This window comes from Pseudomonas sp. PDM21 (assembly GCF_014852505.2).
Classification (GTDB): domain Bacteria; phylum Pseudomonadota; class Gammaproteobacteria; order Pseudomonadales; family Pseudomonadaceae; genus Pseudomonas.
Genome location: NZ_CM181223.1, coordinates 4702733 through 4728411, shown reverse-complemented (window position 1 = coordinate 4728411; position 25679 = coordinate 4702733). Strand labels below are relative to the sequence as shown.

Below are 25679 nucleotides of genomic sequence, written 5' to 3'. Positions count from 1 at the left end.
AGGTCCAATGCTTCGGATCGTCACTGCCTTCCGCGCTCTGTACTTCGCCGCCGTCATGCTCCTGACCGGTTCCGGTCTGCTCAGTACCTACCTCGCCCTGCGCCTGGGTGCGGAGAAGGTCGACGGGCTGTGGATCGGCGCCATGATGGCCGCCTACTACCTTGGCCTGGTGCTGGGCGGCAAGATCGGCCACCGGCTGATCGCCCGCGTCGGTCATATCCGCGCCTATGTCGCCTGTGGCGGGTTGGTGACCGCCGCGGTGCTGGGTATCGGCCTGTTGCCCTGGCTGGGCTTCTGGCTGTTGCTGCGGGTCGCCATCGGCCTGGGGATGATGTGCCAGTACATGGTCATCGAAAGCTGGCTCAACGAGCAGGCCGAGGCGCGCCAGCGCGGTGCCGTGTTCGCCGGCTACATGGTCGCGTCCTACCTGGGCCTGGTACTCGGCCAGCTGGTGCTGGTGGTGCATCCGGGGCTGGGCCCGGAGCTGCCGATGATGATCGCGCTGTGCTTTGCGCTGTCGCTGATCCCGGTGGCGATCACCCACAAGGTCCACCCCGCACCGCTACGCCCGGCGCCGCTGGAGCCGCGCTTCTTCATCCAGCGTGTGCCGCAGTCGTTGACCACGGTACTGGTGTCCGGGCTGGTGGTCGGATCGTTCTACGGCCTGGCGCCGCTCTATGCGGTGCGCCAGGGTCTGAGTAACGAGGAGATCGGTCTGTTCATGGGCGGCTGCATCTTCGCCGGCCTGCTGGTGCAGTGGCCGCTGGGCTGGCTGTCGGACCGCATCGACCGCGCCGTGCTGATCCGTAATGCCGCGATCCTGCTGTTGATAGTGGCCTTGCCGCTGGCGGCGCTGCCGTTGCTGCCGGTGCCGCCGATTTCGTTGGCGTGGCTGCTGCCGATGGGCTTCATCGTCTGCCTGGTGCAGTTCACTCTGTATCCGCTGGCCGTGGCCTTCTCCAACGATCACGTCGAAGGTGAGCGCCGCGTTTCCCTGACTGCGATGCTGTTGGTGACCTTCGGTGTCGGCGCCTGTATCGGCCCGCTGGCGGCCGGTGCGCTGATGAAGCTGTTCGGCGCCAACATGCTCTACGCCTTCGTCTGCGCCTGCTCGCTGATCCTCATCTGGCGCGTGCAGCCGGAGAAGGTCAGTGGTGTACACCGGGTCGACGAGGCCCCGGTCAAGCACGTTGCCACGCCGGACAGCCTGGCGTCCTCGCCACTGTCCGCCGCCCTCGACCCGCGGGTCGACGAAGCGGCCGTGGAGGAGCAGATGAAGGGCAACGACGGCAGCGCGCCGGCAGCCGAGCCGGAAGTGGAAGCAGAAGCGGAAGCCGAGGAAGAAAGCCGGCCCGCGTGAGGCGGCAGGGGAAGGGCGGCAAGTGCTTGCCGCCCGGGACGAACTAGAACAGCTCGTCCTTCTCGAAGCGCCGGGCTTCGCGTTGCAACTGGTAGACGAAGCGTTCGATGTTGCGCTGCGCCAGGCCGCTCATCTGGTGGAAGCGCATGCCGGCGAAGCTGTAGCCGACCTTCTCCTCGAAATGCACATGGCGCAGTTCGACTTCCATGGTCAGGGCGCCGAAGGGCAGACGCGCGGTGAACTCTTCATAGACCTGGCCGGGCTGCAGGCGCTCGGCGGCGTTGCCTTCCAGGCGAATCTTGCAGCCAGTGGCGGAAATGTCGATCAGGCTGCCCTTGAGCGGCGACTTCAGCTTGCTGCCGCCGATCTCCACGGCCACCGGCTGGCCCTGGCCCACGGGGGCGCGGAAGGCGTTGCGGCGCTGGTGGTAGAGCATCTCGGCCGGCACCGGCAGCCAGTAGCAGCGGGCACCGTCGATCTCGGAGAAGAAAGCGTTCTGGGTGTTTTCCCAGGCGATGCGCACGCCTTCGTGGAAGGCTTCGATGCGGAATTGCTCGCCATTCTGCAGGAAGCGCTCGCCGTCGTTGGGGATGAGCTCATCGAGGGCAACGATGTTGCGCTCGCGGTTGATCTCGACGACGAAGCTCTGGAAGCGCTGGCTGCGCCCTTCGAAGGTGATTACCAGGGGATCGTGACTGTCCATCAGCATTTTCAGGCTGGCGTGGATCTCCACCGGAGCTTTCAACACCTTCGGTGGTTGAGGGCCATTTTCCTCGGCGAACAGATTGGACACGGTCCGCGGGTCTCCATTGTGTTTGTTATGAGTCGTGCACGGGGCAGGGCCGGATAGTGGCATTCTGCCCTAGGGCGGGCCTTCAGGCCAGAGGAGTTCAGGCCTGGCTGAGCGGGCGCTGGCGGTTGCCCTGGGTGGAGCCGCCGTAGCGATCATAGAGTCGCGGAGTTTCCTGGCCGCGCAGGATGTCGAGCGTGCGCTCGGTGCTGGTCTGGCCGGAACGGATGAGGCGGCCGTTGCGCTGGTTGGCTTCCTGGCAACGTTCGAGCAGGGCGCCAAGCTCTTGCGCACGCGCGGTGAGAGCGGCGTTGCCGGTAGCCTGGGCAATCTGCGCAAGCCCCTCGTTGTCAGCGCTGACCCCGGCCTGTTGCAGTGCCTGGGTGCGGATGCGACCGTTCTGCTCGAGCTGATGCAGCAGCGGCAGTTTGCTGTCGAGCAGCTTCTGCAACTGGTCCAGGTCGCGTGCTTGCAGCGCCTGGAACTCATCGTCGATCAGCTGCAGCAGGCTGCTGGCTGCTTCGATGTCGCCGTTGATCAGAGAAAGCAGGGCATCGGACATCTTGGGCTCGGCGTACTAGCGGTTGACCAGGCGCTGAGTGAACTCAGCGCTGGGATTCGAAATCGAGCAGCTTGCTGGCGACTTTCTGGCTGTCGACCTGGTAGCTGCCGTCAGCGATGGCCGCCTTGATGCGGGCCACTTTCTCGTTGTCGACCACGGGCTGGTCCTTCAGTTGATCGCTTACTTTCTGCAGTTGCTGCGCGGTGTCGCTCAGCTGTACCGACTCGCCGCTCTTGGCCGGGGCGTTGACGGAGGCATTCTCTGCGGCGGCTTCGCTGCGACCGCTCTGGGCAGCACTGCTACGGCCAGTGCTGGCTGTCGTAGAGGCCGGGTTCAGCCGGTTGAAGTCGATGACCATGGTGGAAACCTCTGGAGGTATTGGACGCTTGCCAAGCTTTTCGGCCGTCTTGAGAGAAACTTTAGGCCGAATTTTCGTGCGCCTGAGCACATTTTGCAGAGGGCTGCGTCCATCATGCCAGAAAAAGCCCGGCGCCGAGCGCTACAGGGTGACTTCCACCGCCCCCGGCTCGACCACGCGAGCCTTGACGATACGCTGGGAGCGCAGGTTGCGCACGCGGATCTGCTCGCCGGTTACCCCATCGGACAGCGCCTCACCGGGCATGAACACGTTGATCGCACTGGTCCTGGCGCGGATCACCACCTGGTCACCCTTGCGCACGGCCGCCGCCTGTTCGAGGAACACCGGTGCCAGCACCTGATCATTGACCGTCGGACGCTTGAGCTTCATGCCGACCACCTGGCTGGGGTCGGTCAGGTAGCCCTGGCTCAGTTGGCCGACGTCCCTTTCGACGACGCTGATATCACTGGCCTCGACGACATGGTTACGCTGCAGGGGCAGGGTGGTGACGACAACTTGACGGAACAGCCTGACCGTCGCCGGCACGAACACCGTCCAGGGGGAACTGCCCTCGCAGAGCACCCGCACAGTGACCCGACCAACGGGCTGCGCCGGGCTTTCCAGCTTCTGTGTCAGGTCCTTGTCGCACTCTGCCAGGCGCAGGCGGGGGTCGATGCGTGCGACTTCGATCTCGTAGCGTGCGTCTATGCCCGAGGTCTGCAGATAATCTTCCACCTTGAACTCAAGAAAGCCCTGGGTGGAGCCGATAAGGATCTCAGGCGCAGTGAAGCCTTCCGCCCCAGCCGGGGAGAGGGTCAGCGCACCCGTCATGCCGAGCAGCGCAGCCATCAGGGCGCGCGCGGGTCTCAGCTGTCGGAAAAATGTCGTTGCTCGTTTCATGCAACGATCCAAGCAATGGTCATGCCGCCTTCGCGAGTCGGGCGGCGTTGCGTGCACAGGAGGCTCAATGGCCGGAGTCATGGATTCGGTCAACCAGCGTACGCAGCTGGTTGGCCAGAATCGTCTCGAACTGCTGCTGTTCCGCTTGAACGGCAGCCAGCTGTACGGGATCAACGTGTTCAAGGTGAAGGAGGTGCTGCAGTGCCCCCGCCTGACCGTGATGCCCAAATCCAGCCAGGTGGTGCGCGGGGTGGCGAACATCCGTGGCGGCACCATTCCGATCCTCGACCTGGCGCTGGCCACGGGGCGTCACGCCCTGCGGGACATCGCCAACAGCTTCGTGATCATCACCGAGTACAACACCAAGGTGCAGGGCTTCCTGGTGCATTCGGTGGAGCGCATCGTCAACATGAACTGGGAGTCGATCCATCCGCCACCCAAGGGAACCGGCCGCGACCACTACCTGACGGCGGTGACGCGGGTCGACAACCAACTGGTGGAAATCATCGACGTGGAGAAGATCCTCGCCGAAGTGGCGCCGACCTCGGAGGACATCTCCGAAGGCGTGCTGGATGCCGAGACCCAGGCCCGAGCGGTGAGCAAGCGCGTGCTGGTGGTGGACGACTCGTCCGTGGCGCGCAAGCAGCTGGTGCGTTGCCTGGAGACTGTCGGCGTGGAAGTGCTGGCGCTCAACGACGGCCGCCAGGCGCTGGATTACCTGCACCAGATGGTGGAGGCCGGCGGGCATCCGGGCAGCGATCTGCTGATGGTGATCTCGGATATCGAGATGCCGGAAATGGATGGCTACACGCTCACGGCGGAAATCCGTCACGACCCGCGCATGCAGGATCTGCACATTCTCCTGCATACTTCGTTGTCCGGGGTGTTCAACCAGGCGATGGTGAAGAAGGTCGGCGCTGACGACTTCCTCGCCAAGTTCCGTCCCGATGACCTGGCGGCCCGTGTGTCGGACCGCATCAAGGCAGTGGATGGCGCATCGGCCTGATGCCGGCGTGACGCGATGCGGGTGGCGCCGGTGCCGCCCGCATCGTCTATGGTTTTTTGAGCACCGGTCAGGCAGTTGCCGTCGTTTTGCCGGCAGCCGTCCACGAGCAAAGAGGCTTATCTGTGACATCCACCAATTCTGAATTCGAGCTGTTCCGGGATTTCCTGGAGAAGACCTGCGGCATCCTCCTGGGCGCCAACAAGCAGTACCTGGTCTCCAGCCGCTTGAACAAGTTGATGGAGCAGCAGGGCATCAAGTCCCTGGGCGAGCTGGTTCAGAAGATCCAGATGCGCAGCCAGCTGCGCGAGCAGGTGGTCGACGCCATGACCACCAACGAGACCCTGTGGTTTCGCGATACCTACCCCTTCGAGGTGCTGAAGAACCGCGTGCTGCCGGAGATGATCAAGGCCTCGCCCGGCCAGCGCCTGCGCATCTGGTCGGCGGCCTGTTCCTCGGGGCAGGAGCCATACTCGCTGTCGATGTCCATCGACGAGTTCGAGCGCACCAACCTCGGCCAGCTGAAGGCGGGCGTGCAGATCGTCGCCACCGACCTGTCCGGCTCCATGCTCACAGCCTGCAAGGCCGGCGAGTACGACAGCCTGGCCATCGGCCGTGGCCTGTCGCAGGAGCGCCTGGCGCGCTACTTCGACCAGAAGACGCCGGGACGCTGGACGGTCAAGCCACCGATCAAGAGCCGCGTGGAGTTCCGCGCGCTGAACCTGCTGGACAGCTACGCCACGCTGGGCAAGTTCGACATGGTGTTCTGCCGCAACGTGCTGATCTATTTCTCGGCCGAAGTGAAGCGCGACATCCTCCTGCGCATCCATGCCACGCTCAAGCCTGGTGGCTACCTGTTCCTCGGCGCCTCCGAAGCGCTCAACGCGCTGCCGGACCACTACCAGATGGTCCAGTGCAGCCCGGGGATCATCTACAAGGCCAAGTGATCGGCCGACGCCCCGCCTGTTCGGGCGGGGTTCTTGCTACGGCATTCACCTGATCGCGGACTTTGTCCGCGATCTGCATTTCTGCGTGCGTCGAATTCGCGGCGGAGCACGGCCGTGGGATGGGTGGAGCTTGCGATACCCATGCTGTCGGTGCCGCGGAATCGATGGGTATCGCTGCGCTCCGCGCCATCCTGAGTATGCGTTCGCCGGGGCGGCAGAGTGCCGTTCGCGATCGGGTGGCAATGACCTTCCCTGTAGGAGCGGGCAGTGCCCGCGATCCGTCGGCAGGGCCGACGTTGCCAGTCCGTTCGCGAGCAGGCTGAGCGTGGCAACCTAAACGGCAATGGCAACGGCGCAAGAGGGCGGCAAAGCGCAGCGGCAAGCTTGCCGCCTTGCCCCCGGCGGCAAGGAAAGCGGTTGCCGCTTTGCCGCTGTTTGCCGCCCCTTGCCGCTGCTCGTATTCTCTCAAGCCCTTGATTATCAAGGGAATGAAAATATGGCACGCACCTTGCTGAAGTGTTGGCAAGCCCACACCGGCAAACAGGTTCGTGACCATGAGCATCAGCTTCGACAAAGCCCTCGGCATCCACCAGCAAGCGCTGAACTTCCGCTCCCAGCGCGCTGAAGTCCTGGCCAATAACCTGGCCAACGCCGACACGCCCAACTACAAGGCGCGCGACCTGGATTTCGCCTCGGTGCTGGCAGCCCAGTCGGACAAGCTGAAGAACGGCACCTTCAGCGCGACCCTGACCAATTCGCATCACATTGCCGCCGATGGTTTCGGCATGGGTGACGAGTCGGTGAAGTACCGCATCCCGAATCAGCCTTCGGTCGACCAGAACACCGTCGACGAACAGATCGAGCAAGCCAACTACGCGGAAAACTCCGTGCAGTTCCAGGCCTCGTTCACCTTCCTCAACAGCAAATTCAAAGGGCTGATGAACGCCCTGCGCGGGGAGTAATCGCCATGTCGCTCGCCAGTGTCTTCAACATCGCCGGTACCGGCATGAGTGCCCAGACCACCCGTCTGAACACCACCGCGTCGAACATCGCCAACGCCGAGAGCGTCTCCTCGAGCATCGACCAGACCTACCGCGCCCGTCACCCGGTGTTCTCCACCATGCTGCAGAACGCCCAGGGCGGCGACCAGGGTTCGCTGTTCGGCGAGACCGACCAGGCCGGTTCCGGCGTGCAGGTGCTGGGTGTGGTCGAGGACCAGAGCCCGCTGGTGCCGCGCTACGAGCCGAACCATCCGGCCGCCGACAAGGACGGCTACGTCTACTACCCCAACGTCAACGTGGTGGAGGAGATGGCCGACATGATCTCCGCCAGTCGTTCTTTCCAGAGCAACGCGGAAATGATGAACACCGCCAAGCAGATGATGCAGAAGGTCCTGACCCTGGGTCAGTAAGCGCAGAGGACGCCGCATGAGCATCAATACCGATAACAGCGCTTCGAGTTCGATCCTGTCGTCACTGAACGCCGGGTCCAAGAGCTCGTCGACGGCCGAGACTGGCACCAGCGCGCTGGGCAAGGATTCCTTCCTGCAGCTGCTGGTCACCCAGCTGAACAACCAGAACCCGCTGGACCCGCAGGACAACACCGAGTTCGTCTCCCAGCTGGCGCAGTTCAGCAGCCTGGAGAGCATGCAGAACCTGGATACCACCCTGGGCACCTTCTATTCGTCGTTCCAGTCGTCGCAGGCCCTGCAGGCCTCCTCGCTGGTCGGCCGCTCGGTGATCGTCAACTCCAGCAAGGTGCAGGTCGATGACCCGAGCGCCGGCGTCAACGGCACCCTGGTGATGCCGTCCGGCGGTGATGGCGTGACCCTGAAGATCTACGACGACTCGGGCGACCTGATCCGCACCGTCGACATGGGCAGCCAGAAGGCAGGCAACATCGACTTCAAGTGGGACGGCAAGGACGACAGCGGCGAACTGGTGGCCGCCGGCACCTACACCGTCAAGGCCAGCGCCAGCCTGGACGGTACCAGTACCGCCCTGACCACCTACCTGCCGGCCACGGTCAACAGCGTCACGCTGGGCCAGAACGGCGGGGAAATGTCCCTGAACCTGGCTGGCATCGGCGCCGTTTCCGCCTCCAGCATTCAGACCATCGGAAAATAACGCCGCGTTTCGGCACAGGAGCAACACATGTCTTTCAATACCGCCCTGAGTGGACTCAACGCCGCGTCGATGGACCTGAACGTCACCGGCAACAACATTGCCAACGTCGGCACCACCGGCTTCAAATCCTCGCGTACCGAGTTCGCCGACCTCTACGCCTCCTCGATGCTCGGCACCGGCCGCATCGCCGTGGGTAACGGCGTGGTCACCCAGGCCGTCTCGCAGCAGTTCACCCAGGGCAACCTGAGCACCACCGGTCGCAGCCTGGACCTGGCGGTGAGCGGCAACGGTTTCTTCATGACCAGCGACAACGGCAGCCGCGTCTACACCCGCAACGGCACCTTCAACACCGACGCCAGCGGCTACATCGTCGATGGCTCGGGCAATCGCCTGCAGGGTTATGGCGTCAATGGCAACGGCAACATCGTCAATGGTGTGATCACCGACCTGAAGGTCGACACCGCCAACCAGCCGCCGAGCCCGACCTCGAAGATCACTTCGACCCTGAGCCTGAACTCCAACGCCACCACGCCGACTACCACGCCGTTCGATGCCACCGATTCGGACAGCTACAACTGGTCGACCTCCGTGGACATCTACGACTCCCAGGGCAACTCGCACACCATGACGAACTACTTCGTCAAGGACAGTGCCAACAACTGGAGCATGTACACCCTGGTGGATGGGCGTAACCCGCAGACCCCGACCAGCACCACGCCGCTGAGCAGCGACATCACCTTCAACAGCGCCGGCCAGCTGACGGGCATCACTTCCACCGGCATGACCGTCAACGCCGACAACACCATGACCCTGACCGGCTGGACGCCGGCGGCCGTCACCGACTCCACCACCAACCCGGTGACCTGGGGAGCCAACGGCGCGGCAGGTACCACTGGCGGCATCAGCATCGACCTGACCAAGACCACCCAGACCAACGGCTCCTTCGCCGTGACGGCGGTGACCCAGGATGGCTACGCGACCGGTCAGATGTCCGGCCTGTCGTTTGCCGAGGACGGCCAGATGTACGCCACCTACACCAACGGCCAGTCCAAGGTGATCGGCCAGGTGATCCTGGCCAACTTTGCCAACACCCAGGGCCTGACCCCGGTGGGCAACACTGGCTGGAAGCAGTCGCTGGCCTCGGGTGAGGCGGTGATCGGCACGCCCACCTCCGGCACCCTCGGTTCGGTCGGCTCGGGAACCCTGGAAGACTCCAACGTCGACCTCACCGCGCAACTGGTGAACCTGATCGTGGCGCAGCGCAACTACCAGGCGAACGCCAAAACCGTCCAGACCGAAAGCACTATCTCCGACACCATCATCAACCTGCGTTGATGACGTCCCCTTGCCGCAGGCGGCAGTCCTTCGCCGCCTGACGGCCATCGAGGCTCCTTCGGGAGCCTTTATTTTTTGATATTCCCTTGAATATCAATATCTTGAGATTTGATCTGCAGTTCTGGCACAGCCTTTGCTGAAGTCACTCCAACACCGCCGGGAATCCGACTCGGCACTGGAGGAATGCCTTGGACAGAATGCTGTATGTCGCCATGAGCGGCGCGAGCCAGAACACCAAAGCCATGCAGGCTCACGCCAACAACCTGGCGAACATCTCCACGACCGGCTTCCGCCGCGACTTCGAGCAAGCTCGCGCCATGCCCGTGTTCGGCGACAGCTTTCCGGCGCGCGTCTTCGCCATGAGCGAGCGCCCGGCGACCGACTTCACCACCGGCTCCCTGCAGGAAACCGGCCGTGACCTGGACGTGGCTGCCAAGGGCGATGCCTGGATTGCTGTGCAGGCGCCGGATGGCGGCGAAGCCTACGTGCGCACTGGCAGCCTGGAGATCGACGCCCTCGGCCAGCTGCGCACCAGCGACGGTATGCCGGTGATGGGTAACGGCGGGCCGATCGCGATACCTCCGGAAGAAAAGATCGACATCGGCGAGGACGGCACCATCACCATCCGTGGTCAGGGCAACAACCCCAATGCGCTGGCTACCGTCGACCGCATCAAGCTCGTGACTCCCGATGCCAAGCAACTGGAGAAGGGCAGCGACGGCCTCATCCGCATGAAGTCGGGCCAGCCCGCACCCCAGGTCGATGCCAATGCCAGCGTGCAGTCCGGCGTACTGGAAGCCAGCAACGTCAATGCTGTTGACGAGATGACCTCGATCCTGGCGCTGTCTCGCCAGTTCGAGTTGCACGTGAAGATGATGAAAACCGCCGAAGAAGATTCCCAGTCCATGGCGCGTGTTTTGCAATTCAGCTGAATAGAACCTGATTAACCGTTCGAGGCGCCACGAATCCGGCGCCCGAGGAGAACGACATGCTTCCGGCACTTTGGGTCAGCAAGACCGGTCTGTCCGCCCAGGACATGAACCTGACCACCATCTCGAACAACCTGGCGAACGTGTCCACCACGGGCTTCAAGCGCGACCGCGCGGAGTTCCAGGACCTGCTCTACCAGATCAAGCGTCAGCCCGGCGCCAACTCGACCCAGGACACGCAGCTGCCTTCGGGCCTGCAACTGGGTACCGGTGTGCGCATCGTCGGCACCCAGAAGAACTTCACCGCCGGCAGCCTGCAGACCACCGACAACCCGCTGGATATGGCGGTCAACGGTCGTGGCTTCTTCCAGGTACTGACCCCGGACGGCACTGTTGCCTACACCCGTGACGGCAGCTTCCACCTGAACTCCGACGGCCAGATCGTCACCTCCAACGGTAATGCCCTGGAGCCGGCCATCATCGTGCCGCCGGAAACCCAGACCTTCACCGTTGGCAACGACGGTACCGTCTCGGTCACCGTTGCCGGCAATGCCACGCCGCAGATCATCGGCAATATCCAGACCGCCGACTTCATCAACCCGGCCGGCCTGCAGGCCACCGGCAACAACCTGTTCCTGGAAACCGCCGCCAGCGGCGCGCCCCAGGTCGGCACCCCTGGCCTGAACGGTCTGGGCACCACCCTGCAGAACACCCTGGAGAACTCCAACGTCAGCGTGGTGGAGGAGATGGTGAACATGATCACCACCCAGCGCGCTTACGAGATGAACTCCAAGGTGATCTCCACCGCCGACCAAATGCTCTCCTTCGTCACCCAGAACCTATAACGACCGGCTGCGCGTCGGCCATGCAGCGTTGAAATCGAATTAGGAATGCTCATTGGCTGGAGCCAACTCCGCTTCCAAATTCGATTTCGCCTTGCCTGACCTAGCTCGCGCGGTCGTTGGATAAACCGGCCCTTGGGCCACCTGTGATCCCGTAGTCGCTCTCCCCGAGAGGTAGCTGTAGATGAACCGTTCCCACCTCCTTCCGCTGCTGGCCATCGCCGCGTTGGCAGGGTGCGTGAGCCCTCCGCCCAAGCCGGACGATCCCTATTACGCTCCGGTGCTGCCGCGCACTCCCGCGCCGGCCGCCCAGAACAACGGGTCGATCTACCAGGCCGGGTTCGAGAACAACCTCTACGGCGACCGCAAGGCCTTCCGCGTGGGTGACATCATCACCATCACCCTCAACGAGAAGACCCAGGCCAGCAAGAAGGCCAGTTCGGACATCTCCAAGGACAGCAATACCAAGATGGGGCTGACCTCGATGTTCGGCAGCGGCCTGACCACCAACAACCCGGTGGGTGGCGGTGACCTCAGCCTTTCTGCCGAGTACGGCGGCTCGCGCGATGCCAAGGGCGACAGCCAGGCCGGGCAGAGCAACAGCCTGACCGGCTCGATCACTGTCACCGTGGCCGACGTCATGCCCAACGGCATTCTCGCCGTGCGTGGCGAAAAGTGGATGACCCTGAACACCGGCAACGAGCTGGTGCGCATCGCCGGCCTGATCCGCGCCGACGACATCGCCACCGACAATACCGTCGCTTCCACCCGCGTGGCCGATGCGCGCATCACCTACTCGGGCACCGGTGCGTTCGCCGATGCGAGCCAGCCGGGCTGGTTCGATCGCTTCTTCCTCAGCCCGCTGTTCCCGTTCTGAGGTTGATGACGATGACTGCCGTTCGCAAGGTATCCCATGGCCTGCTCAGCCCGCTCCGCCTCGGCGGCGCGCTGCTGCTCTGCGCGCTGTTCGCCGTGCCGGCCGCCCATGCCGAGCGGCTCAAGGACATCGCCAGCATCCAGGGTGTGCGCAACAACCAGCTGATCGGCTACGGCCTGGTCGTCGGCCTCAACGGTACGGGCGACCAGACCACCCAGACGCCGTTCACCGTGCAGACCTTCAACAACATGCTGGCGCAGTTCGGCATCAAGGTACCGGCCGGCACGGGCAACGTGCAGCTGAAAAACGTCGCGGCGGTATCCATCCATGCCGACCTGCCGCCGTTCTCCAAACCAGGTCAGGTCATCGACATCACCGTGTCCTCCATCGGCAACTCCAAGAGCCTGCGCGGCGGCAGCCTGCTGATGACCCAGCTCAAGGGTATCGATGGCCAGACCTACGCCATCGCCCAGGGCAACCTGGTGGTCGGCGGCTTCGACGCCGAAGGCCGCGACGGCTCCAAGATCACCGTCAACGTACCTTCGGCCGGTCGCATCCCCGGTGGCGCCACCGTCGAGCGCGCGGTGCCGAGTGGCTTCGACCAGGGCAACACCCTGACCCTGAACCTCAACCGCCCGGACTTCACCACCGCCAAGCACATCGTCGACCGCATCAATGAACTGCTTGGCCCGGGCGTCGCCCAGGCCGTGGACGGCGGCTCGGTGCGCGTCAGCGCGCCGCTGGATCCGAGCCAGCGCGTGGACTACATGTCCGTGCTGGAAAACCTCGAAGTGCAGTCCGGCGAAGCCGTCGCCAAGGTCATCATCAACTCGCGCACCGGCACCATCGTGATCGGCCAGAACGTGCGCGTGTCGCCGGCCGCCGTGACCCACGGCAGCCTGACCGTGACCATCACCGAAGACCCCATCGTCAGCCAGCCCGGTCCGTTCTCCAACGGCCAGACCGCCGTGGTGCCGCGCTCGAACGTGAGCGCCAACCAGGAAGCCAAGCCGATGTTCAAGTTCGGCCCCGGCACCACGCTGGATGAAATCGTACGCGCCGTTAACCAGGTGGGCGCCGCGCCCAGCGACCTGATGGCGATCCTCGAAGCCCTGAAACAGGCCGGCGCGCTGCAAGCCGACCTGATCGTGATCTGAGGACGCCGCCGTGGACGCCCGACTGCTTTCTGCTGGTACCTCCACTACCGACTCCGGTTCCTACTCCGACCTCAATCGCCTGTCGGCGATGAAGACCGGCGCGAACCGCGACAGCGCGGGGAACATCCGCAAGGTCGCCCAGGAGTTCGAATCGCTGTTCATGAACGAGATGCTGAAATCCATGCGCTCGGCCAACGAGGTGTTCGCCAAGGACAACCCGATGAACAGCGAAGCGGCCAAGCAGTACCAGGACATGTACGACCATCAGCTGTCCGTGTCCCTGGCCACCCAGGGGCATGGCATCGGCCTGGCCGACGTGCTGGTCAAGCAGATGGAGAAGATGCAGGGCGTCCGCCACACCGGCAACAACCCCTTCGCCCAGACCGGCCAGGCGGCCACCGACAGCACCCAGAGCGCTGCGGCCACCGCCGCGGCTTCCGACCGGCAGAAGACCCCGAGCGTGTTTGCCGCCAACGGCAAGGCCTTGCCGCAACCCGAAGCCGGCCGTGATGATCGCCAGGCGCTGAACGCCCGCCGCCTCGCGCTGCCGGGCAAGCTCGCCCAGCGTATCGCGGCAGGCCTGGTGCCCGGCGCCGACAGCTCCGTGGCATCCACCGCCAACCAGCCGGCGCAGCTGGCCAGCAACGACTGGCGCGGTAGCCGGGCCTATACGAAGCAGATCGACACCGCCGTGCCGGTGGCCGATATCGATACTTCGGCGATCTCCACCAAGCCGGGCAAGTCGATGTTCGCCTCGGCCGATGACTTCATCAGCACCATGCTGCCGATGGCCGAACGCGCGGCCAAGCGCATCGGTGTCGACCCGCGTTACCTGGTGGCCCAGGCCGCGCTGGAAACCGGCTGGGGCAAGAAGATGATCGCCCAGCGCGACGGCAGCAGCAGCCACAACCTGTTCGGCATCAAGAGCGGTTCGAGCTGGAAGGGCGACTCCGCCCGCGCCACCACCACCGAATTCGAGCAAGGCAAGCAAGTGAAGGAAGTGGCTTCGTTCCGTGCCTACAACTCCTTCGAGCAAAGCTTCCAGGACTACGTCAGCTTCCTGCAGAACAACGATCGCTACCAGGGCGCGCTGGATTCCGCCGCGCGTCCGGATCAGTTCATGAAGGAACTGCAGCGCGCCGGCTACGCCACCGACCCGCAGTACGCGCGCAAGGTGAACCAGATCGCCAAGCAGATGCAGGTGTACCAGACCGTCGCGATGGCCGACACCCCGACTCGCACACTGTGAAGCCCTGTACAAAGGACTGCGCTAAGGAAAGACCATGAGCCTCTTATCCATCGGACTGTCCGGCCTCAACGCCTCGCAAGCGGCGCTGAGCACCACCGGCAACAACATCACCAACGTCAACACGGCCGGCTATACCCGCCAGACGACGTCGCAGGTGACCTCCGCGGAGCAGTTCGCGGGGCAGTACTACGTCGGCACCGGTACCACGGTGCAGGACGTCCGCCGGATGTACAGCGAGTTCCTGGCCAACCAGCTGCGCGGTTCCACATCGGTGAACAGCGATGCGCAGACCTACCTGTCCCAGGTCAACCAGATCGATTCGCTGCTGTCCGACAGCACCACCGGCCTGTCCAAGGTCATGCAGAACTTCTTCGCCTCGCTGCAGACCGCTGCGGCGACGCCGACCGACGCCGCCTCGCGTCAGCTGGTGCTGACCCAGGCCGCGAATCTGGCGCAGCGCTTCAACTCGATTTCCACCCAGCTGGGCACCCAGAACAGCTACGTCAACACCCAGATGGACAGCCTGGCCGGGCAGGTCACCGACCTGGCCAAGACCATCGCCCAGTACAACCAGGCGATCATCGCAGCCGAGGCCGGCGGCGCCAGCGCCAATGACCTGCAGGACAAGCGCGACCAGGCGGTGCTGCAACTCTCCGACATGATTGGCGTGAGCGTGGTCAAGCAGGGCAGTAGCCTCAACCTCTACCTGGGCTCCGGCCAGCCGCTGGTGGTGGGCGCCAATTCCTCCACCCTGACCGCCGGCCCGAGCGCCAACAACCCGTCGCAATTCAGCCTGAGCCTGAGCTCCGGCAGCTCGACCATGGACGTCACCTCGGTGGTCACCGGTGGCCAGATGGGCGGCCTGCTGCGCTACCGCAGCGATGTGCTGGATACCACCCAGAACGAACTGGGGCGCATGGCAATCGTCCTCGCCGACACCTTCAACAGCCAGCTCGGCCAGGGCCTGGACCTTAACGGCAACTTCGGCGCGGAACTGTTCAAGGACATCAACGACGCCAGCGTCATCGGCAACCGCAGCCTGGCCAACACCCACAACACCGGCACCGGCAACCTCAACGTCAACATCACCGACAGCAGCGCGCTGACCACCAGTGACTACGAGGTGACCTTCACTTCAGCCACCGGCTACACCATCAAGCGCTCCTCCGATGGCACGGTGCTGGGCAGTGGTGACCTGACCGACAACCCGCCCAAGGAATTCGACGGCTTCAGCATCAGCCAGCAGAGCGTCGGTACCGTGCAGGCGGGCGACCGCTTCACGGTGATCCCGACCCGCACCGCAGCCTCGGACATCTCGGTCACCATGACCGATTCCAACCGCCTGGCGTTCGCCTCGCCGGTGGTCGCCAGCACCACTACTGGCAACAAAGGCAGCGGCACCATCAGCGGCACCACCCTGACCAGCAAGCTGGATGCCAGCAACGGCACCGCGCTGGGTGCCTCGATCAAGGCCGGCCTGCCGGTGAAGCTGGTGTTCGACGCGGCCAGTGGCGGCACCCAGGGCTACACGATCTACGATTCGGCAGGTAACTCGCTGGGCACCGGCAACATCGTGCCGGGCCAGAGCAACGACATCAGCATCACCGTGCCGGGCTCGCCGTCGTTCAGCTTCCAGACCACCATCGCCGGTTATCCAGAGGACGGCGACAGCTTCGGCGTGGCCTTCAACAGCAACGGCGATGCCGACAACACCAATGCGCAGAAGCTCATCGACCTGCAGACCACCAAGACCGTCGGCAGCGGCACGGGCAGTGGCAGCGGCATGAGCCTGACTGGCGCGTACAGCAGCCTGACCGAGACCGTTGGCGCCACGGCCAACCAGGCCAAGCTCGACGCCACCGCCACCGAGGCGGTGCTGACCCAGGCGCAAGGCAGTCGCGACTCGCTGTCAGCGGTGAACCTCGATGAAGAGGCGGCCAACCTGGTGAAGTTCCAGCAGTACTACACGGCCTCCGCGCAGATCATCAAGACCGCGCAGACGCTCTTCGACACCCTGATCAACAACATCTGAGGAGGCTGAAATGGTTGTGCGAATTTCCACCCCGCAGATCTTCAATTCGAATATCGACAACTACAACCGCGGCTATGCCAGCCTGGCCAAGCTGCAGGAGCAGATCTCCAGCGGCACGCGCATCCAGACCCCGGCGGACGACCCTGTCGGCGCTGCGCGTCTGCTGCAGCTGGAACAGCAGCAGGCGCTGCTGACGCAGTACAGCGGCAACATGACGTCCGCGACCAACAGCCTGAACCAGGAGCAGAGCGTTCTCGACTCCATCACCACTGCCCTGCAGCGCGCCCGCGAACTGACGCTGCGCGCCGGCGACGGCTCACTGAGCGACGAGGACCGTGGCGCGGTCAGCGATGAACTGGGCGAGATCCAGAATCAGCTGCTGACCCTGATGAACAGCAAGGACGCCAGCGGCAACTACCTGTTCTCCGGCAGCAAGAGCACCGTGCAGCCCTTCGTGCAGAACGCCGATGGCAGCTTCAGCTACCAGGGTGACCAGAGCACCCTCAAGCTGCAAATCTCCGACAACCTGACGATGTCGACCAACGACAACGGCTGGAGCATCTTCGAGATGGCGGCCAATGCCAGCCGGACCACCAGTTCCCTGGCCAGCAACCCCAATGCCGATGGTGTGCAGCGTGCGTTCCTGTCCCAGGGCACGGTGACCAGTGACAGCAGCTACAGCGCGAGCTTCCGCGACGGTGCGCCTTACACCCTGAACGTGCTCAGCGGCACGCAGTACCAGATCCTCGACAAGGACGGCAACGACGTCACCAGCGACGCCACCACCAATGGCACCTATGACGCGACCTCCACCGACAGCAATGCCATCAACTTCCGCGGCGCGCAGTTCCAGCTCGATGTCTCGCTGCAGAAGACCGATGACGCCAGCACCATGGACAGCCTGGTGGGCGGCTACAGCTTCAGCTTCGGAGCGGCGACCGACACCCTGTCGGTCAAGCGCAGCGCCACCAACACGTCGACGGCACAGATCACCTCCGCGACAGTGAGCAACAGCACCAACTACACCACGCAGTTCCCCAGCAGTGGCGTGCAGCTCAAGTTCACCAGCGCCACCGCCTACGAGGTCTACGCGCTGCCCACCAGCCAGGGCGCGACGCCGCTGTCCACCGGGACGGTGGGCGCGACCTTCCCGCAGACGGTGACCGTGGCCGGCGTGGACATGACCATCAGCGCCGCCCCGGCGACCGGTGACCAGTTCTCCGTCACCGCCAGCTCTCCGGAGCGGCAGAACATCCTCAATACCATCGGCGACCTGCGCAAGGCGCTGGACACCTCCACCGCCAACAACCCGCAGGCGCAGCTGACCATCCGCAACATGGTGGCCAGCGCGATCACCAACCTCGACAAGGCCAGCGACCAGGTGCTGGCGACCCAGTCGTCGATTGGTGCGCGGCTCAATACCATCGATGTGCTCGACCAGGAAAACCAGAGCCTGGCGCTGACCAACACCACCACGCAGTCGTCGATCCGCGACACCGACATGGCCGCGGCGACCTCGCAGCTGGTCCTGCAGCAGACCATGCTCGAGGCGGCCCAGGCGGCGTTCGCGCGGATCAGCCAGCTGAGCCTGTTCAACAAACTGTGATTCATCCGGCTCGCCGCTCGACGGCGGGCCCCACCTCGGAAGAAACGTACATGGGCGATATCAATTTCAGTTCCAAGGGCCGCCAACTGATTGAGCTGTACGGGCAGATGGCCCGCGAAGGCTATGAGCGCAGCGACGAGCAGCACGTGGAAGTCGCCTTCAGCGATTTCGAATTGCGCCCGTTCCGTCCGCAGATTCGCGAGATCATGCAGAGCCATGGCGTGCGCAGCGTCCTCGACTACGGTTGCGGCGGGTCTGACTGGAATCTTGCCGGATTCGATGACAACGGCCAGTCCGCGGTGCAGTACTTCAACCTCGACGCGGCCTATCGTTATGAGCCGGCGCGCGGCATCGACGAGCGCCAGAAGGTCGACTGCGTGGTGTCCTTCGACGTGATGGAGCACATCTTCGTTGCCGATGTGCCGAGTGTGCTGCGTGACCTGTATTCCTGCGCGACCAAGCTGGTGATCCTCAACGTCGCCTGCTACTCGGCGGCGGCGCTGCTTCCCAATGGCGAGAACGCCCACATCACCGTGCGTCAGCCGATGTGGTGGAAAGGCATGGTCGACTGCATCACCCCGGAGTTCCCCGGTATCACGACCTGCCTGATCTGCTCCACGGGCTGGCGCCAGGCTACCGCCTTCCCGCAGTGGAGCGGTGACCAGTGGCAGGCCAGCGAGACTTTTGTCATCGCTAACTGAGCCGCCACCGACGCCCACGATAAAGCCTCCCGCGCGGAGGCTTTCTTGTTCGTGCGCAATGGGCAGGGGCAGACCTGTCCAGCCAGCCGAAGCGCTTCCCCTGTAGGAGCCAGGCCATGCCCGCGATCGCGCGCATGGCGCGCTCTTGCAGGTTGGCGTAGCTGCGAATGAGCTCGCTCCTGCGAGGAGCCCAAGAAAAAGCCCGGCAAAAGCCGGGCTTTTTTCGTTGCCGAGATATGTCAGTCCAGGCGCTTGAACACGCAGAAGCCGCGCTGGTGGATACCGTCGTCGATCAGCTGGCCCTGGTACAGCAGGAAGAACCCCTGCTCGTAGAAGTGGCGCATGTTGGCGAAGAAACGAGTGTCGTTCATCCGCATGTCGTTGCTTTCGATGACCACGATGCCGCCCGGGGTGAGAAGGTTCTTGAGGTCGGCAACGTAGTCGGGCATCGGCTTGCCGATCCAGACGTGTACGGCGAAGGAGAAGATCACGTCGAACAGACCTGGCTCGCTGGCGCGCAGGTCTTCATAGGTGCAGGTGCGGAACTCGCAGTTCTCCACCTTGTGATGCTGCGCCAGGCGGTCGGCGATGCGGATCAGCGAGTCGTTGTTGTCGAAGCCCAGATAGCTGTCGACCTGCTGCGCCACTTCGATGCCGAAGCAGCCGATGTTGCAGCCGATATCCAGCACGCGGTCGGTGGGCGAGAGCCATTTTTCCAGCGCGTAGCGCTCCATGCGCAGGAGGGTAGGGCGTACGCCCGGCAGATCCCAGCCTTCGTGGCCCTGGTACAGTTCCTTGTTGGCGCCAAAGACCTGCGACTGCGAGAAGAAGTCTTCATAGACCCCCAGCTTGCAGTCGCGCCAGGTGTCATCTTCCGCTTCGCTGCCGGGGCTGCGCAGGTAGCACAGTACTTCGGCGCCATCTTCCAGTTGCAGTTGCTGGCGCAGGTTCTGCTCGGCGAAGACTTCGAGTACGTCCGCCTGCGACGGCACGGCCGCACGTCGAATCAGCACTGGTGCGTGGCGGCCCTGATACTGCAGGTAGCCCTGGTAGTACCAGTAGCCCATGCGGATGTAGGGCACCTGCTGATAGGGCGGGGCGTAGACGATGCCGCTGCCCGACTCGAAGAACAGCGGAGCGATCTTGCGCACCATCTCCAGCGGGTTGAACAGCGCCTGCAGGTTCAGGGTGCCGGCCTCGATGGTCTGCCAGCCGGTGACATTGAGCAGGCTTTCGCGCTGGCTCGGGTTCTGCTCCATGATCGCCTTGGCGCCGGGCGGGCCGTCTGCCGAGCGGCTGGAACGGGCGAAAACGCGAGCCCGGCCGAACAGGCTGGTGGACTGCGGCGCGCGCTTGCCCTGCAGCAGCTCGAGCTGCGTGAGCAGGTCGGCGGTATCGGCGTTGGCCTGGTAGGTGGAAAGGCTGGCCAGCCAGTGGTAGGCCTCTTCGAGGTGGCCCTGGTAGAGCGCCAGCGTCGCCAGGGTATTGCGTACGTCATGATCCTCCGGCTGCAGCTGGATGGCCTGGAGCAGGAACTCATGGGCCTCGTCGTGCTTGCCGTCGCGTACCAGCAGGCGGCCCAGCAGGCTGTTCACCGCAGCATTGTCCGGAACCGCCTGCAGCACCAGGCGCAAGTGCTCGGCGGCTTCGTCACCGCTGCCGCGCTGCTCAGTCAGGGCCACAGCCAGGGTCAGGCGCAGTGGCAGCTCGTCGGGGTACTCCTGGAGCAGGTCGCGGTAGGCATCGATGCTGGCCGCGGCTTGCCCGCTGCTCTGCAGTTGCTGGGCATGGGCAAAGCGTTGTTCGTAGCTAGTGGACATGAGTTCCTCCGCAGGCGCGGTATCGGGCAGTTCGGGAAAGAGTGAGGGGCGGTCGCTCAGACCATGCCGTTGGTCTGCAGGTGTTGTATGGCGCGCTCGAGGGCGCCGCTCCACTGGCCGACTTCACGGTTGCGAATCAGGTGGACACTGGGATACCAGTAGCTGGGGCCTTCATTCAGACCCCAGCGCCAGTTCGGGTTGATCTGCAGCAGGACGACGGTGGGCGTGCCCAGTGCGCCGGCCAGGTGGACAGTGGTGTTGTCGACGCTGATCACCAGGTCCAGCGCGGCGATCTGCGCCGCCTGGGCGTCGAGATCGATCAGCGGGTCGATGCTGGCATCGTCATGGATGTGCAGGTCGAGCGAAGCGGCTTCCTCGCGGTCCCTGGCGGTGTCGCCATATTGCAGGTTGATCAGCTGGATGCCGGGCAGGTCCTTCAGCGCCGCCAGTTCAGTCATGCGGATACGCCGGTTCTGTTTCTGGTTGCCGATGCTGTTGCCGCCGCGCCAGGAAACGCCAACCAGGCGCTTGCCGGGGAACAGTCGTTGATACTCCGCGCGCAGCTGCTCGCTGCGTTGCGGGTCGGCCCGCAGGAAACTGACCTGGTCGGGGAAGTGCGCGAGGGACGGGCGCAGCTGCAGGCCCAGGCTGCCCATGGGGATCTGGAAATCGGTCGCTGGCCAGCCGAGCTTGATGACCTCGCGGCCGTTCTCCTGCACTGGAACGCGGCTGCGCTGGATCAGTTCGACGTCGGGGAAGCTGCGCTGGAGCAGGGGGACCAGGCGGGTTTCCACTTCGTACTTGAGCTTGCCGCCGCGCTGGATGAGCGAAGGCAGCATGCTGGAGAACATGATCTGGTCGCCGATACCCTGTTCACGCCACACCAGCAGCGAGCGGCCCGCCAGCGCTTCGCCCTGCCAGCGGGGCAGGGGGAAGTCCACATGCTGGTCCTTCAGCGCCGTGCCCCAGCGCCACTCGTAATGGCGCCAGCCGCTTTCGAATTCGCCCAGGCGCAGCATCAGGTGCGACAGGTTGTTATGGGTTTCGTCGTTGGTCGGGTCCAGCTTCAGCACGCGGCTGTAGTCATGGAAGGCTTCGCGGTAGCGGCCGAGCATTTCCTGGGCGACCGCGAGGTTGAACATCAGCGGTTCGCAGGTGGGGTCGAGTTCCAGGCCCGCCTGGCAGGCGGCGACGCTGTCGTGAGTGCGGCCGGTATAGAGGTAGACCTGCGCCATCATGTGCAGTGCCAGCAACTGGCCGTCCTTGGGCAGCGCCCCGGCGAGCAGGCCGAGCAGGAGGTGCTCGGCGTCCTCGAAGCGCTCGGCCCGATTGAGGTTCTCGAAATACAGGCGCAGGCGCCAGAAATTCGGCTTGGCGTCATACCAGGCCTTCGCACGATCCACATCACCGGTGTACAGGGGGGACTTGGCCATGCGCCCGAACAGCAGGCTGTCTATGTGGTCGTTCTGCGGATACGTCAGCGCTTTTTCGAAATGGCCGGATGCGCGCTGTTGATCACCACAGTCCCAGTAGAGGACGCCGAGCTGAGCCTGGCCCAGGGGGAGATCGGGCTTCTCCTGAACCAGCTCTTCATAGAGTGCGATCTGCTGGGGAATGTCGTGCCGGTCCTCGGCAATCCTCAGGGCATCGACGATACGCTGGAGTTTCTGGCGAGTTGCGTTGTGCATAGTGAGACGGGGCCTGTAGCGTGTGGTGGCGCAAATTTGACGTCGTGGGAGCTACCAGCAAGAACGGGGCCAGCCGCGGAATTTCGAGGGAATGAAAAGAAATTTGAAAAAAGGGCTAAAGCGATTGACGAAGACGACGATAACCCTAACGAAGGTTCTCCACGCCATTTCGGATCTGATAGCGGCAAGGAGAGGCCACCTAGCCCTAATACGAGGAATTCGTCATGGCTCTTACCGTTAATACCAACATCGCCTCGCTGTCGGTTCAAAAGAACCTGACCAAGGCCTCCAACTCCCTGACCACTTCGATGACCCGTCTGTCCACCGGCCTGCGTATCAACAGCGCCAAGGACGACGCCGCCGGCTCGCAGATCTCCAACCGTCTGACCAGCCAGGTCAAAGGCCTCGACGTGGCTGTGAAGAACGCCCAGGATGCCAACTCCATCGCCCAGGCCGCCGAAGGCGCCCTGCAGGAGTCCACCAACATCCTGCAGCGTATGCGTGAACTGTCCCTGCAGTCCGCCAACGGCTCCAACAGCACCGAAGACCAGGCGTCGCTGAACCAGGAGTTCAAGTCGCTGACCGCTGAACTGACCCGTATCTCCCAGACCACCACCTTCGGTGGCGGCACCTCCGGCATCAAGCTGCTCGACGGCACCGCCGGCGGCACCGGTACCCTGACCTTCCAGGTCGGCGCCAACGCCAACGAAACCGTGAGCTTCACCCTGGGCGACATGAGCGCCTCGGCTCTGAAAGGCACCTCGGTCCTGGCCACCGAAACCGGTACTGCTGCGATCACTGCTGACACCAACGGCAGTGGCGGCACCGTGGCGACTGCGAGCTCGCTGACCATCAACGGCACCACCGTGAACATCGCCAAGGGCGCCAGCGCCAACGACATCGCCGCCGCGATCAACACCAACATCACCGGCGTGTCGGCCAACGTCAACGCTTCCGGCAAGCTGATCCTGACCTCCGGCAAGGACATCGACGTCACCACTGGCGCAGCCAGCAACGACATCGCCACCACCCTGGGCCTGGCTGCCGCGACTGCCGTCACCTCCTACAGCAGCGTCGACAAGCTGGACATCTCCGATGCCACCAATTCGCAGAAGGCCACTCAGGTGATCGATGCGGCGCTGAAGCAGATCGACACCCAGCGTTCCGCACTGGGCGCCATCCAGAACCGTCTGGACAGCACCATCTCCAACCTGCAGAACGTCTCCGAGAATGCCACCGCTGCACGCAGCACCATCCAGGACGTAGACTTCGCCGCAGAAACGGCGCAGATGACCAAGCAGCAGACCCTGCAACAGGCCGCCACCGCGGTACTGGCCCAGGCCAACCAGCTGCCGTCCGCTGTCCTGAAGCTGCTCCAGTAAGGGATTGCCGAAAGGCTATAAACGGAAGGAAGGGCGCCCAGCGCCCTTTCTTGCTTTGCGTGTGGAGGGTGAAACCTGATGGATACCAGCCTCGGAATCAACACCCTGCGACCGGCCGACAACGCCGCCGCGGGCAGCAAGCCGGCCAGCGGCAACAGCTTGCCGCAGAGCGCCAAGGAGTCGCCGGCCAATAACCGCCGCAGCCTGAACGAAGCCGTCAGCCGGCTGCGTGAACAGGCTCAGTCGGTGCAGCGCAACCTGGAATTCTCGGTCGATGACGCCAGTGGCGAAACTGTCGTGAAGGTTGTGGCCTCGGATACTGGCGAGGTTATTCGGCAGATTCCTTCGGAAGTTGCACTCAAGTTGGCAGAAAGCCTGAAGGAAGCGGGTAATCTGCTGTTCAGCGAACGTGCCTGATCTCAGATTGCGAAAGATCTGGCGCGATTCTTGAATGAAGCGTTGATAGACGCAGGCGGTAGAGTCAATTCCGCCAGAAATTTGGACAGGAGGGTAGGCAAATGGCCGGGACTTCGATCAATGGTGTGGGGTCGGGATACGACATCGACTCCATCGTGACTTCGCTGGTGAACGCGCAGAAGGCGCCGAAACAGAGTCAGATCACCAATCAGAAGACCGCGACCAATACCACGCTCTCCGGTATCGGTTCGCTCAAGAGCGCCCTGTCGACCTTCCAGACAGCGCTGAGCAAACTCAACGACTCCAGCTCCAATTCCTTTGCCGGTCTGGCGGTGAAAAGCTCCAACACCGATGCTCTGACTGCCACCCTGGGTACCGGGGCTGCAGCGGGTACGTACAAGATCGAGGTGAAGAACCTGGCCACCAGCTCCAAGGTGGCAACGCAGTACATCGACAAGGCGGCCACCTTCGGCGCGGGCACCCTGAGCATCTCTCAGGGCAGCAGCACCTATAAGGTCAGCGTCGCCGCCGGCGCGAGCCTGTCGGACATCCGTGACAGCATCAACAGCCAGCTCAAGTCCAGCGGTCTCACCGCGAACATCATCACCGACTCCAACGGGCCCCGCCTGGTGCTGGGTTCCAGCGTCACCGGTTCTGGCAGCGACATCAGCATCGCCACCACCGGGGATTCGAGTCTGGGTGTGCTCAAGATCGACGGCGCCGGCACCAAGGCCTCCGCCACGACCGGCGGTTATGTCGACGAGCCGGCGAAGAACGCCAGCTACACCATCGACGGCCTGGAAATGAGCAGCTCGGTGAACAAGATCACCAGCGCCATCAGTGGCGTCGAATTCGATCTGGTCGACGAGGGCAAGTCCACCGTCACGGTGGATACCAACACCGATGGCCTGAAGACCTCGGTCCAGTCTTTCGTCGATGCCTACAACGCGTTGATGACCTCGATCAATTCGCTGACCAAGATCACCAACACCACTGACGCCGACGGCAATCCGACCACCTCGGCGGCCTCGCTGGCCAGTGACGCCATGACGCGTACGCTGCTAAATACCATGCGCAGCGAGCTGGTCGGCTCCTCTACCGAAGGCGGCAGCATCAAACTGCTGTCGCAGCTGGGTATTTCGACCAAGACCGACGGTACCCTGGCAGTAGACAGCGACAAGCTGGACAAGGCGCTGGAACAGAATTTCGCCTCGGTGCAGGGCTTCTTCACCGGTTCCGGTGGACTGCTCTCGCGCATGAGCGGCAACCTCGACGCGTATACCAAGACCAATGGCCTGCTCGATCAGCGCACTTCGGCGCTGAACGGCACCCTCAGCGACCTGGCGGATCAGCAGACCAAGCTGACCGATCGCATGGACAAGCTGACTACCACGCTCATGGCCAAGTACAACGCCATGGACTCCCTGGTCGCTCAGCTCAATGCCACCAAGTCCAGTGTGCTGACCACGCTCAACGCGCTGAACAAGTCCAGCAGCTCCGACAGCTGATGCCGCTGCCGCAGGCCGCGCCGCTCTGCGGCGGGGTCGTGCGGCAGTACGCCAGTGCTGAATTTCGCCTAAAGGTTTTTTCGCCAGCGC

At 63.7% G+C, this 25679-nt stretch carries 24 protein-coding genes; 18 read left to right on the top strand and 6 right to left on the bottom strand.

The window, feature by feature from the left end; all coding sequences use genetic code 11:
* Window positions 1-7 precede the first annotated feature (7 nt).
* Window positions 8-1360, top strand: a complete 1353-nt coding sequence (locus IB275_RS21690; RefSeq protein ID WP_192291043.1) for an MFS transporter — start codon at window positions 8-10, stop codon at window positions 1358-1360.
* Between the two features lie 43 nt (window positions 1361-1403).
* On the opposite strand, the gene IB275_RS21685 is transcribed toward IB275_RS21690, so the two are convergent.
* The 4 genes from IB275_RS21685 to flgA form a co-directional block, all read right to left on the bottom strand.
* Window positions 1404-2153 carry a flagellar brake protein gene (locus IB275_RS21685; protein WP_192291041.1) on the bottom strand — a complete coding sequence of 250 codons (750 nt, stop codon included), beginning with the start codon at window positions 2151-2153 and terminating at the stop codon, window positions 1404-1406.
* Between the two features lie 97 nt (window positions 2154-2250).
* Window positions 2251-2712 (bottom strand): flagella synthesis protein FlgN, encoded by a 462-nt coding sequence (locus IB275_RS21680; RefSeq protein ID WP_192291039.1) that lies wholly within the window; start codon window positions 2710-2712, stop codon window positions 2251-2253.
* 43 nt (window positions 2713-2755) lie between these two features.
* A complete protein-coding gene (flgM, locus tag IB275_RS21675; RefSeq protein ID WP_045212162.1) occupies window positions 2756-3070 on the bottom strand; it encodes a flagellar biosynthesis anti-sigma factor FlgM in 315 nt (104 codons plus the stop codon).
* Window positions 3071-3211: 141 nt separating this feature from the next.
* Complete coding sequence (flgA, locus tag IB275_RS21670; RefSeq protein ID WP_192292478.1) at window positions 3212-3901, bottom strand: flagellar basal body P-ring formation chaperone FlgA; 690 nt, start codon at window positions 3899-3901, stop codon at window positions 3212-3214.
* Window positions 3902-4037: 136 nt separating this feature from the next.
* Between flgA and IB275_RS21665 the strand changes: the two genes are divergently transcribed.
* The 14 genes from IB275_RS21665 to IB275_RS21600 all read left to right on the top strand — a co-directional run bounded on the left by IB275_RS21665 (window position 4038) and on the right by IB275_RS21600 (window position 18774).
* On the top strand, window positions 4038-4976 hold the full coding sequence (locus tag IB275_RS21665; RefSeq protein WP_151187854.1) for a chemotaxis protein CheV: 939 nt from the start codon (window positions 4038-4040) through the stop codon (window positions 4974-4976).
* A 122-nt stretch (window positions 4977-5098) separates the two neighbouring features.
* A complete protein-coding gene (gene cheR, locus IB275_RS21660; RefSeq protein ID WP_138212790.1) occupies window positions 5099-5920 on the top strand; it encodes a protein-glutamate O-methyltransferase CheR in 822 nt (273 codons plus the stop codon).
* Window positions 5921-6474: 554 nt separating this feature from the next.
* Entirely contained in the window at window positions 6475-6882 is a 408-nt protein-coding gene (gene flgB, locus IB275_RS21655; protein ID WP_081519255.1) for a flagellar basal body rod protein FlgB, read from the top strand.
* A gap of 5 nt (window positions 6883-6887) precedes the next feature.
* Window positions 6888-7331, top strand: coding sequence for a flagellar basal body rod protein FlgC (gene flgC / locus IB275_RS21650; RefSeq protein ID WP_045212156.1), 444 nt, complete (start codon window positions 6888-6890; stop codon window positions 7329-7331).
* 16 nt (window positions 7332-7347) lie between these two features.
* Complete coding sequence (gene flgD / locus IB275_RS21645; protein ID WP_192291037.1) at window positions 7348-8046, top strand: flagellar hook assembly protein FlgD; 699 nt, start codon at window positions 7348-7350, stop codon at window positions 8044-8046.
* A gap of 27 nt (window positions 8047-8073) precedes the next feature.
* Complete coding sequence (flgE, locus tag IB275_RS21640; protein ID WP_081519257.1) at window positions 8074-9381, top strand: flagellar hook protein FlgE; 1308 nt, start codon at window positions 8074-8076, stop codon at window positions 9379-9381.
* A gap of 188 nt (window positions 9382-9569) precedes the next feature.
* Window positions 9570-10313 carry a flagellar basal-body rod protein FlgF gene (flgF, locus tag IB275_RS21635; RefSeq protein ID WP_045212145.1) on the top strand — a complete coding sequence of 248 codons (744 nt, stop codon included), beginning with the start codon at window positions 9570-9572 and terminating at the stop codon, window positions 10311-10313.
* A 56-nt stretch (window positions 10314-10369) separates the two neighbouring features.
* The gene (gene flgG, locus IB275_RS21630) at window positions 10370-11155 is read left to right on the top strand and encodes a flagellar basal-body rod protein FlgG (RefSeq protein WP_138215106.1); all 786 of its coding nucleotides are present in this window, start codon (window positions 10370-10372) and stop codon (window positions 11153-11155) included.
* Window positions 11156-11336: 181 nt separating this feature from the next.
* Window positions 11337-12029 (top strand): flagellar basal body L-ring protein FlgH, encoded by a 693-nt coding sequence (flgH, locus tag IB275_RS21625; RefSeq protein WP_138215105.1) that lies wholly within the window; start codon window positions 11337-11339, stop codon window positions 12027-12029.
* 5 nt (window positions 12030-12034) lie between these two features.
* Window positions 12035-13186, top strand: coding sequence for a flagellar basal body P-ring protein FlgI (locus tag IB275_RS21620; protein WP_405307456.1), 1152 nt, complete (start codon window positions 12035-12037; stop codon window positions 13184-13186).
* A 10-nt stretch (window positions 13187-13196) separates the two neighbouring features.
* Window positions 13197-14435: a flagellar assembly peptidoglycan hydrolase FlgJ gene (gene flgJ, locus IB275_RS21615; RefSeq protein WP_192291035.1), complete on the top strand. Its 1239-nt coding sequence runs from the start codon at window positions 13197-13199 to the stop codon at window positions 14433-14435.
* 34 nt (window positions 14436-14469) lie between these two features.
* Window positions 14470-16467: a flagellar hook-associated protein FlgK gene (flgK, locus tag IB275_RS21610; RefSeq protein WP_192291033.1), complete on the top strand. Its 1998-nt coding sequence runs from the start codon at window positions 14470-14472 to the stop codon at window positions 16465-16467.
* Window positions 16468-16477: 10 nt separating this feature from the next.
* A complete protein-coding gene (locus IB275_RS21605; protein ID WP_225601595.1) occupies window positions 16478-18073 on the top strand; it encodes a flagellar hook-associated protein 3 in 1596 nt (531 codons plus the stop codon).
* Between the two features lie 50 nt (window positions 18074-18123).
* Window positions 18124-18774, top strand: a complete 651-nt coding sequence (locus IB275_RS21600) for a class I SAM-dependent methyltransferase (RefSeq protein ID WP_192291031.1) — start codon at window positions 18124-18126, stop codon at window positions 18772-18774.
* A gap of 239 nt (window positions 18775-19013) precedes the next feature.
* Here the strand turns inward: IB275_RS21600 and IB275_RS21595 are convergent, their stop codons facing one another.
* Complete coding sequence (locus IB275_RS21595) at window positions 19014-20594, bottom strand: class I SAM-dependent methyltransferase (protein WP_138215101.1); 1581 nt, start codon at window positions 20592-20594, stop codon at window positions 19014-19016.
* 56 nt (window positions 20595-20650) lie between these two features.
* Window positions 20651-22282: a tetratricopeptide repeat-containing glycosyltransferase family protein gene (locus IB275_RS21590; protein ID WP_192291029.1), complete on the bottom strand. Its 1632-nt coding sequence runs from the start codon at window positions 22280-22282 to the stop codon at window positions 20651-20653.
* 224 nt (window positions 22283-22506) lie between these two features.
* Here IB275_RS21590 and IB275_RS21585 point away from each other — a divergent pair, with 224 nt between their 5' ends.
* The 3 genes from IB275_RS21585 (at window position 22507) to fliD (ending at window position 25589) form a co-directional block, all read left to right on the top strand.
* Window positions 22507-23664, top strand: coding sequence for a flagellin N-terminal helical domain-containing protein (locus tag IB275_RS21585; RefSeq protein WP_138215099.1), 1158 nt, complete (start codon window positions 22507-22509; stop codon window positions 23662-23664).
* Window positions 23665-23742: 78 nt separating this feature from the next.
* The gene (locus tag IB275_RS21580) at window positions 23743-24081 is read left to right on the top strand and encodes a flagellar protein FlaG (protein ID WP_138215098.1); all 339 of its coding nucleotides are present in this window, start codon (window positions 23743-23745) and stop codon (window positions 24079-24081) included.
* A 101-nt stretch (window positions 24082-24182) separates the two neighbouring features.
* A complete protein-coding gene (fliD, locus tag IB275_RS21575) occupies window positions 24183-25589 on the top strand; it encodes a flagellar filament capping protein FliD (protein WP_192291027.1) in 1407 nt (468 codons plus the stop codon).
* Window positions 25590-25679: the final 90 nt, after the last annotated feature.

Coding starts and splice junctions, on each gene's coding strand:
- IB275_RS21620 (WP_405307456.1), top strand. CDS start 12,035: ATGACGATGACTGCCGTTCGCAAGGTATCCCATGGCCTGCTCAGCCCG.
- flgE (WP_081519257.1), top strand. CDS start 8,074: ATGTCTTTCAATACCGCCCTGAGTGGACTCAACGCCGCGTCGATGGAC.
- IB275_RS21665 (WP_151187854.1), top strand. CDS start 4,038: ATGGCCGGAGTCATGGATTCGGTCAACCAGCGTACGCAGCTGGTTGGC.
- flgM (WP_045212162.1), bottom strand. CDS start 3,070: ATGGTCATCGACTTCAACCGGCTGAACCCGGCCTCTACGACAGCCAGC.
- flgB (WP_081519255.1), top strand. CDS start 6,475: ATGAGCATCAGCTTCGACAAAGCCCTCGGCATCCACCAGCAAGCGCTG.
- IB275_RS21690 (WP_192291043.1), top strand. CDS start 8: ATGCTTCGGATCGTCACTGCCTTCCGCGCTCTGTACTTCGCCGCCGTC.
- flgC (WP_045212156.1), top strand. CDS start 6,888: ATGTCGCTCGCCAGTGTCTTCAACATCGCCGGTACCGGCATGAGTGCC.
- flgH (WP_138215105.1), top strand. CDS start 11,337: ATGAACCGTTCCCACCTCCTTCCGCTGCTGGCCATCGCCGCGTTGGCA.
- fliD (WP_192291027.1), top strand. CDS start 24,183: ATGGCCGGGACTTCGATCAATGGTGTGGGGTCGGGATACGACATCGAC.
- IB275_RS21590 (WP_192291029.1), bottom strand. CDS start 22,282: ATGCACAACGCAACTCGCCAGAAACTCCAGCGTATCGTCGATGCCCTG.
- flgG (WP_138215106.1), top strand. CDS start 10,370: ATGCTTCCGGCACTTTGGGTCAGCAAGACCGGTCTGTCCGCCCAGGAC.
- flgK (WP_192291033.1), top strand. CDS start 14,470: ATGAGCCTCTTATCCATCGGACTGTCCGGCCTCAACGCCTCGCAAGCG.
- flgA (WP_192292478.1), bottom strand. CDS start 3,901: ATGACGGGTGCGCTGACCCTCTCCCCGGCTGGGGCGGAAGGCTTCACT.
- IB275_RS21585 (WP_138215099.1), top strand. CDS start 22,507: ATGGCTCTTACCGTTAATACCAACATCGCCTCGCTGTCGGTTCAAAAG.
- IB275_RS21580 (WP_138215098.1), top strand. CDS start 23,743: ATGGATACCAGCCTCGGAATCAACACCCTGCGACCGGCCGACAACGCC.
- IB275_RS21680 (WP_192291039.1), bottom strand. CDS start 2,712: ATGTCCGATGCCCTGCTTTCTCTGATCAACGGCGACATCGAAGCAGCC.
- IB275_RS21595 (WP_138215101.1), bottom strand. CDS start 20,594: ATGTCCACTAGCTACGAACAACGCTTTGCCCATGCCCAGCAACTGCAG.
- IB275_RS21600 (WP_192291031.1), top strand. CDS start 18,124: ATGGGCGATATCAATTTCAGTTCCAAGGGCCGCCAACTGATTGAGCTG.
- flgD (WP_192291037.1), top strand. CDS start 7,348: ATGAGCATCAATACCGATAACAGCGCTTCGAGTTCGATCCTGTCGTCA.
- IB275_RS21605 (WP_225601595.1), top strand. CDS start 16,478: ATGGTTGTGCGAATTTCCACCCCGCAGATCTTCAATTCGAATATCGAC.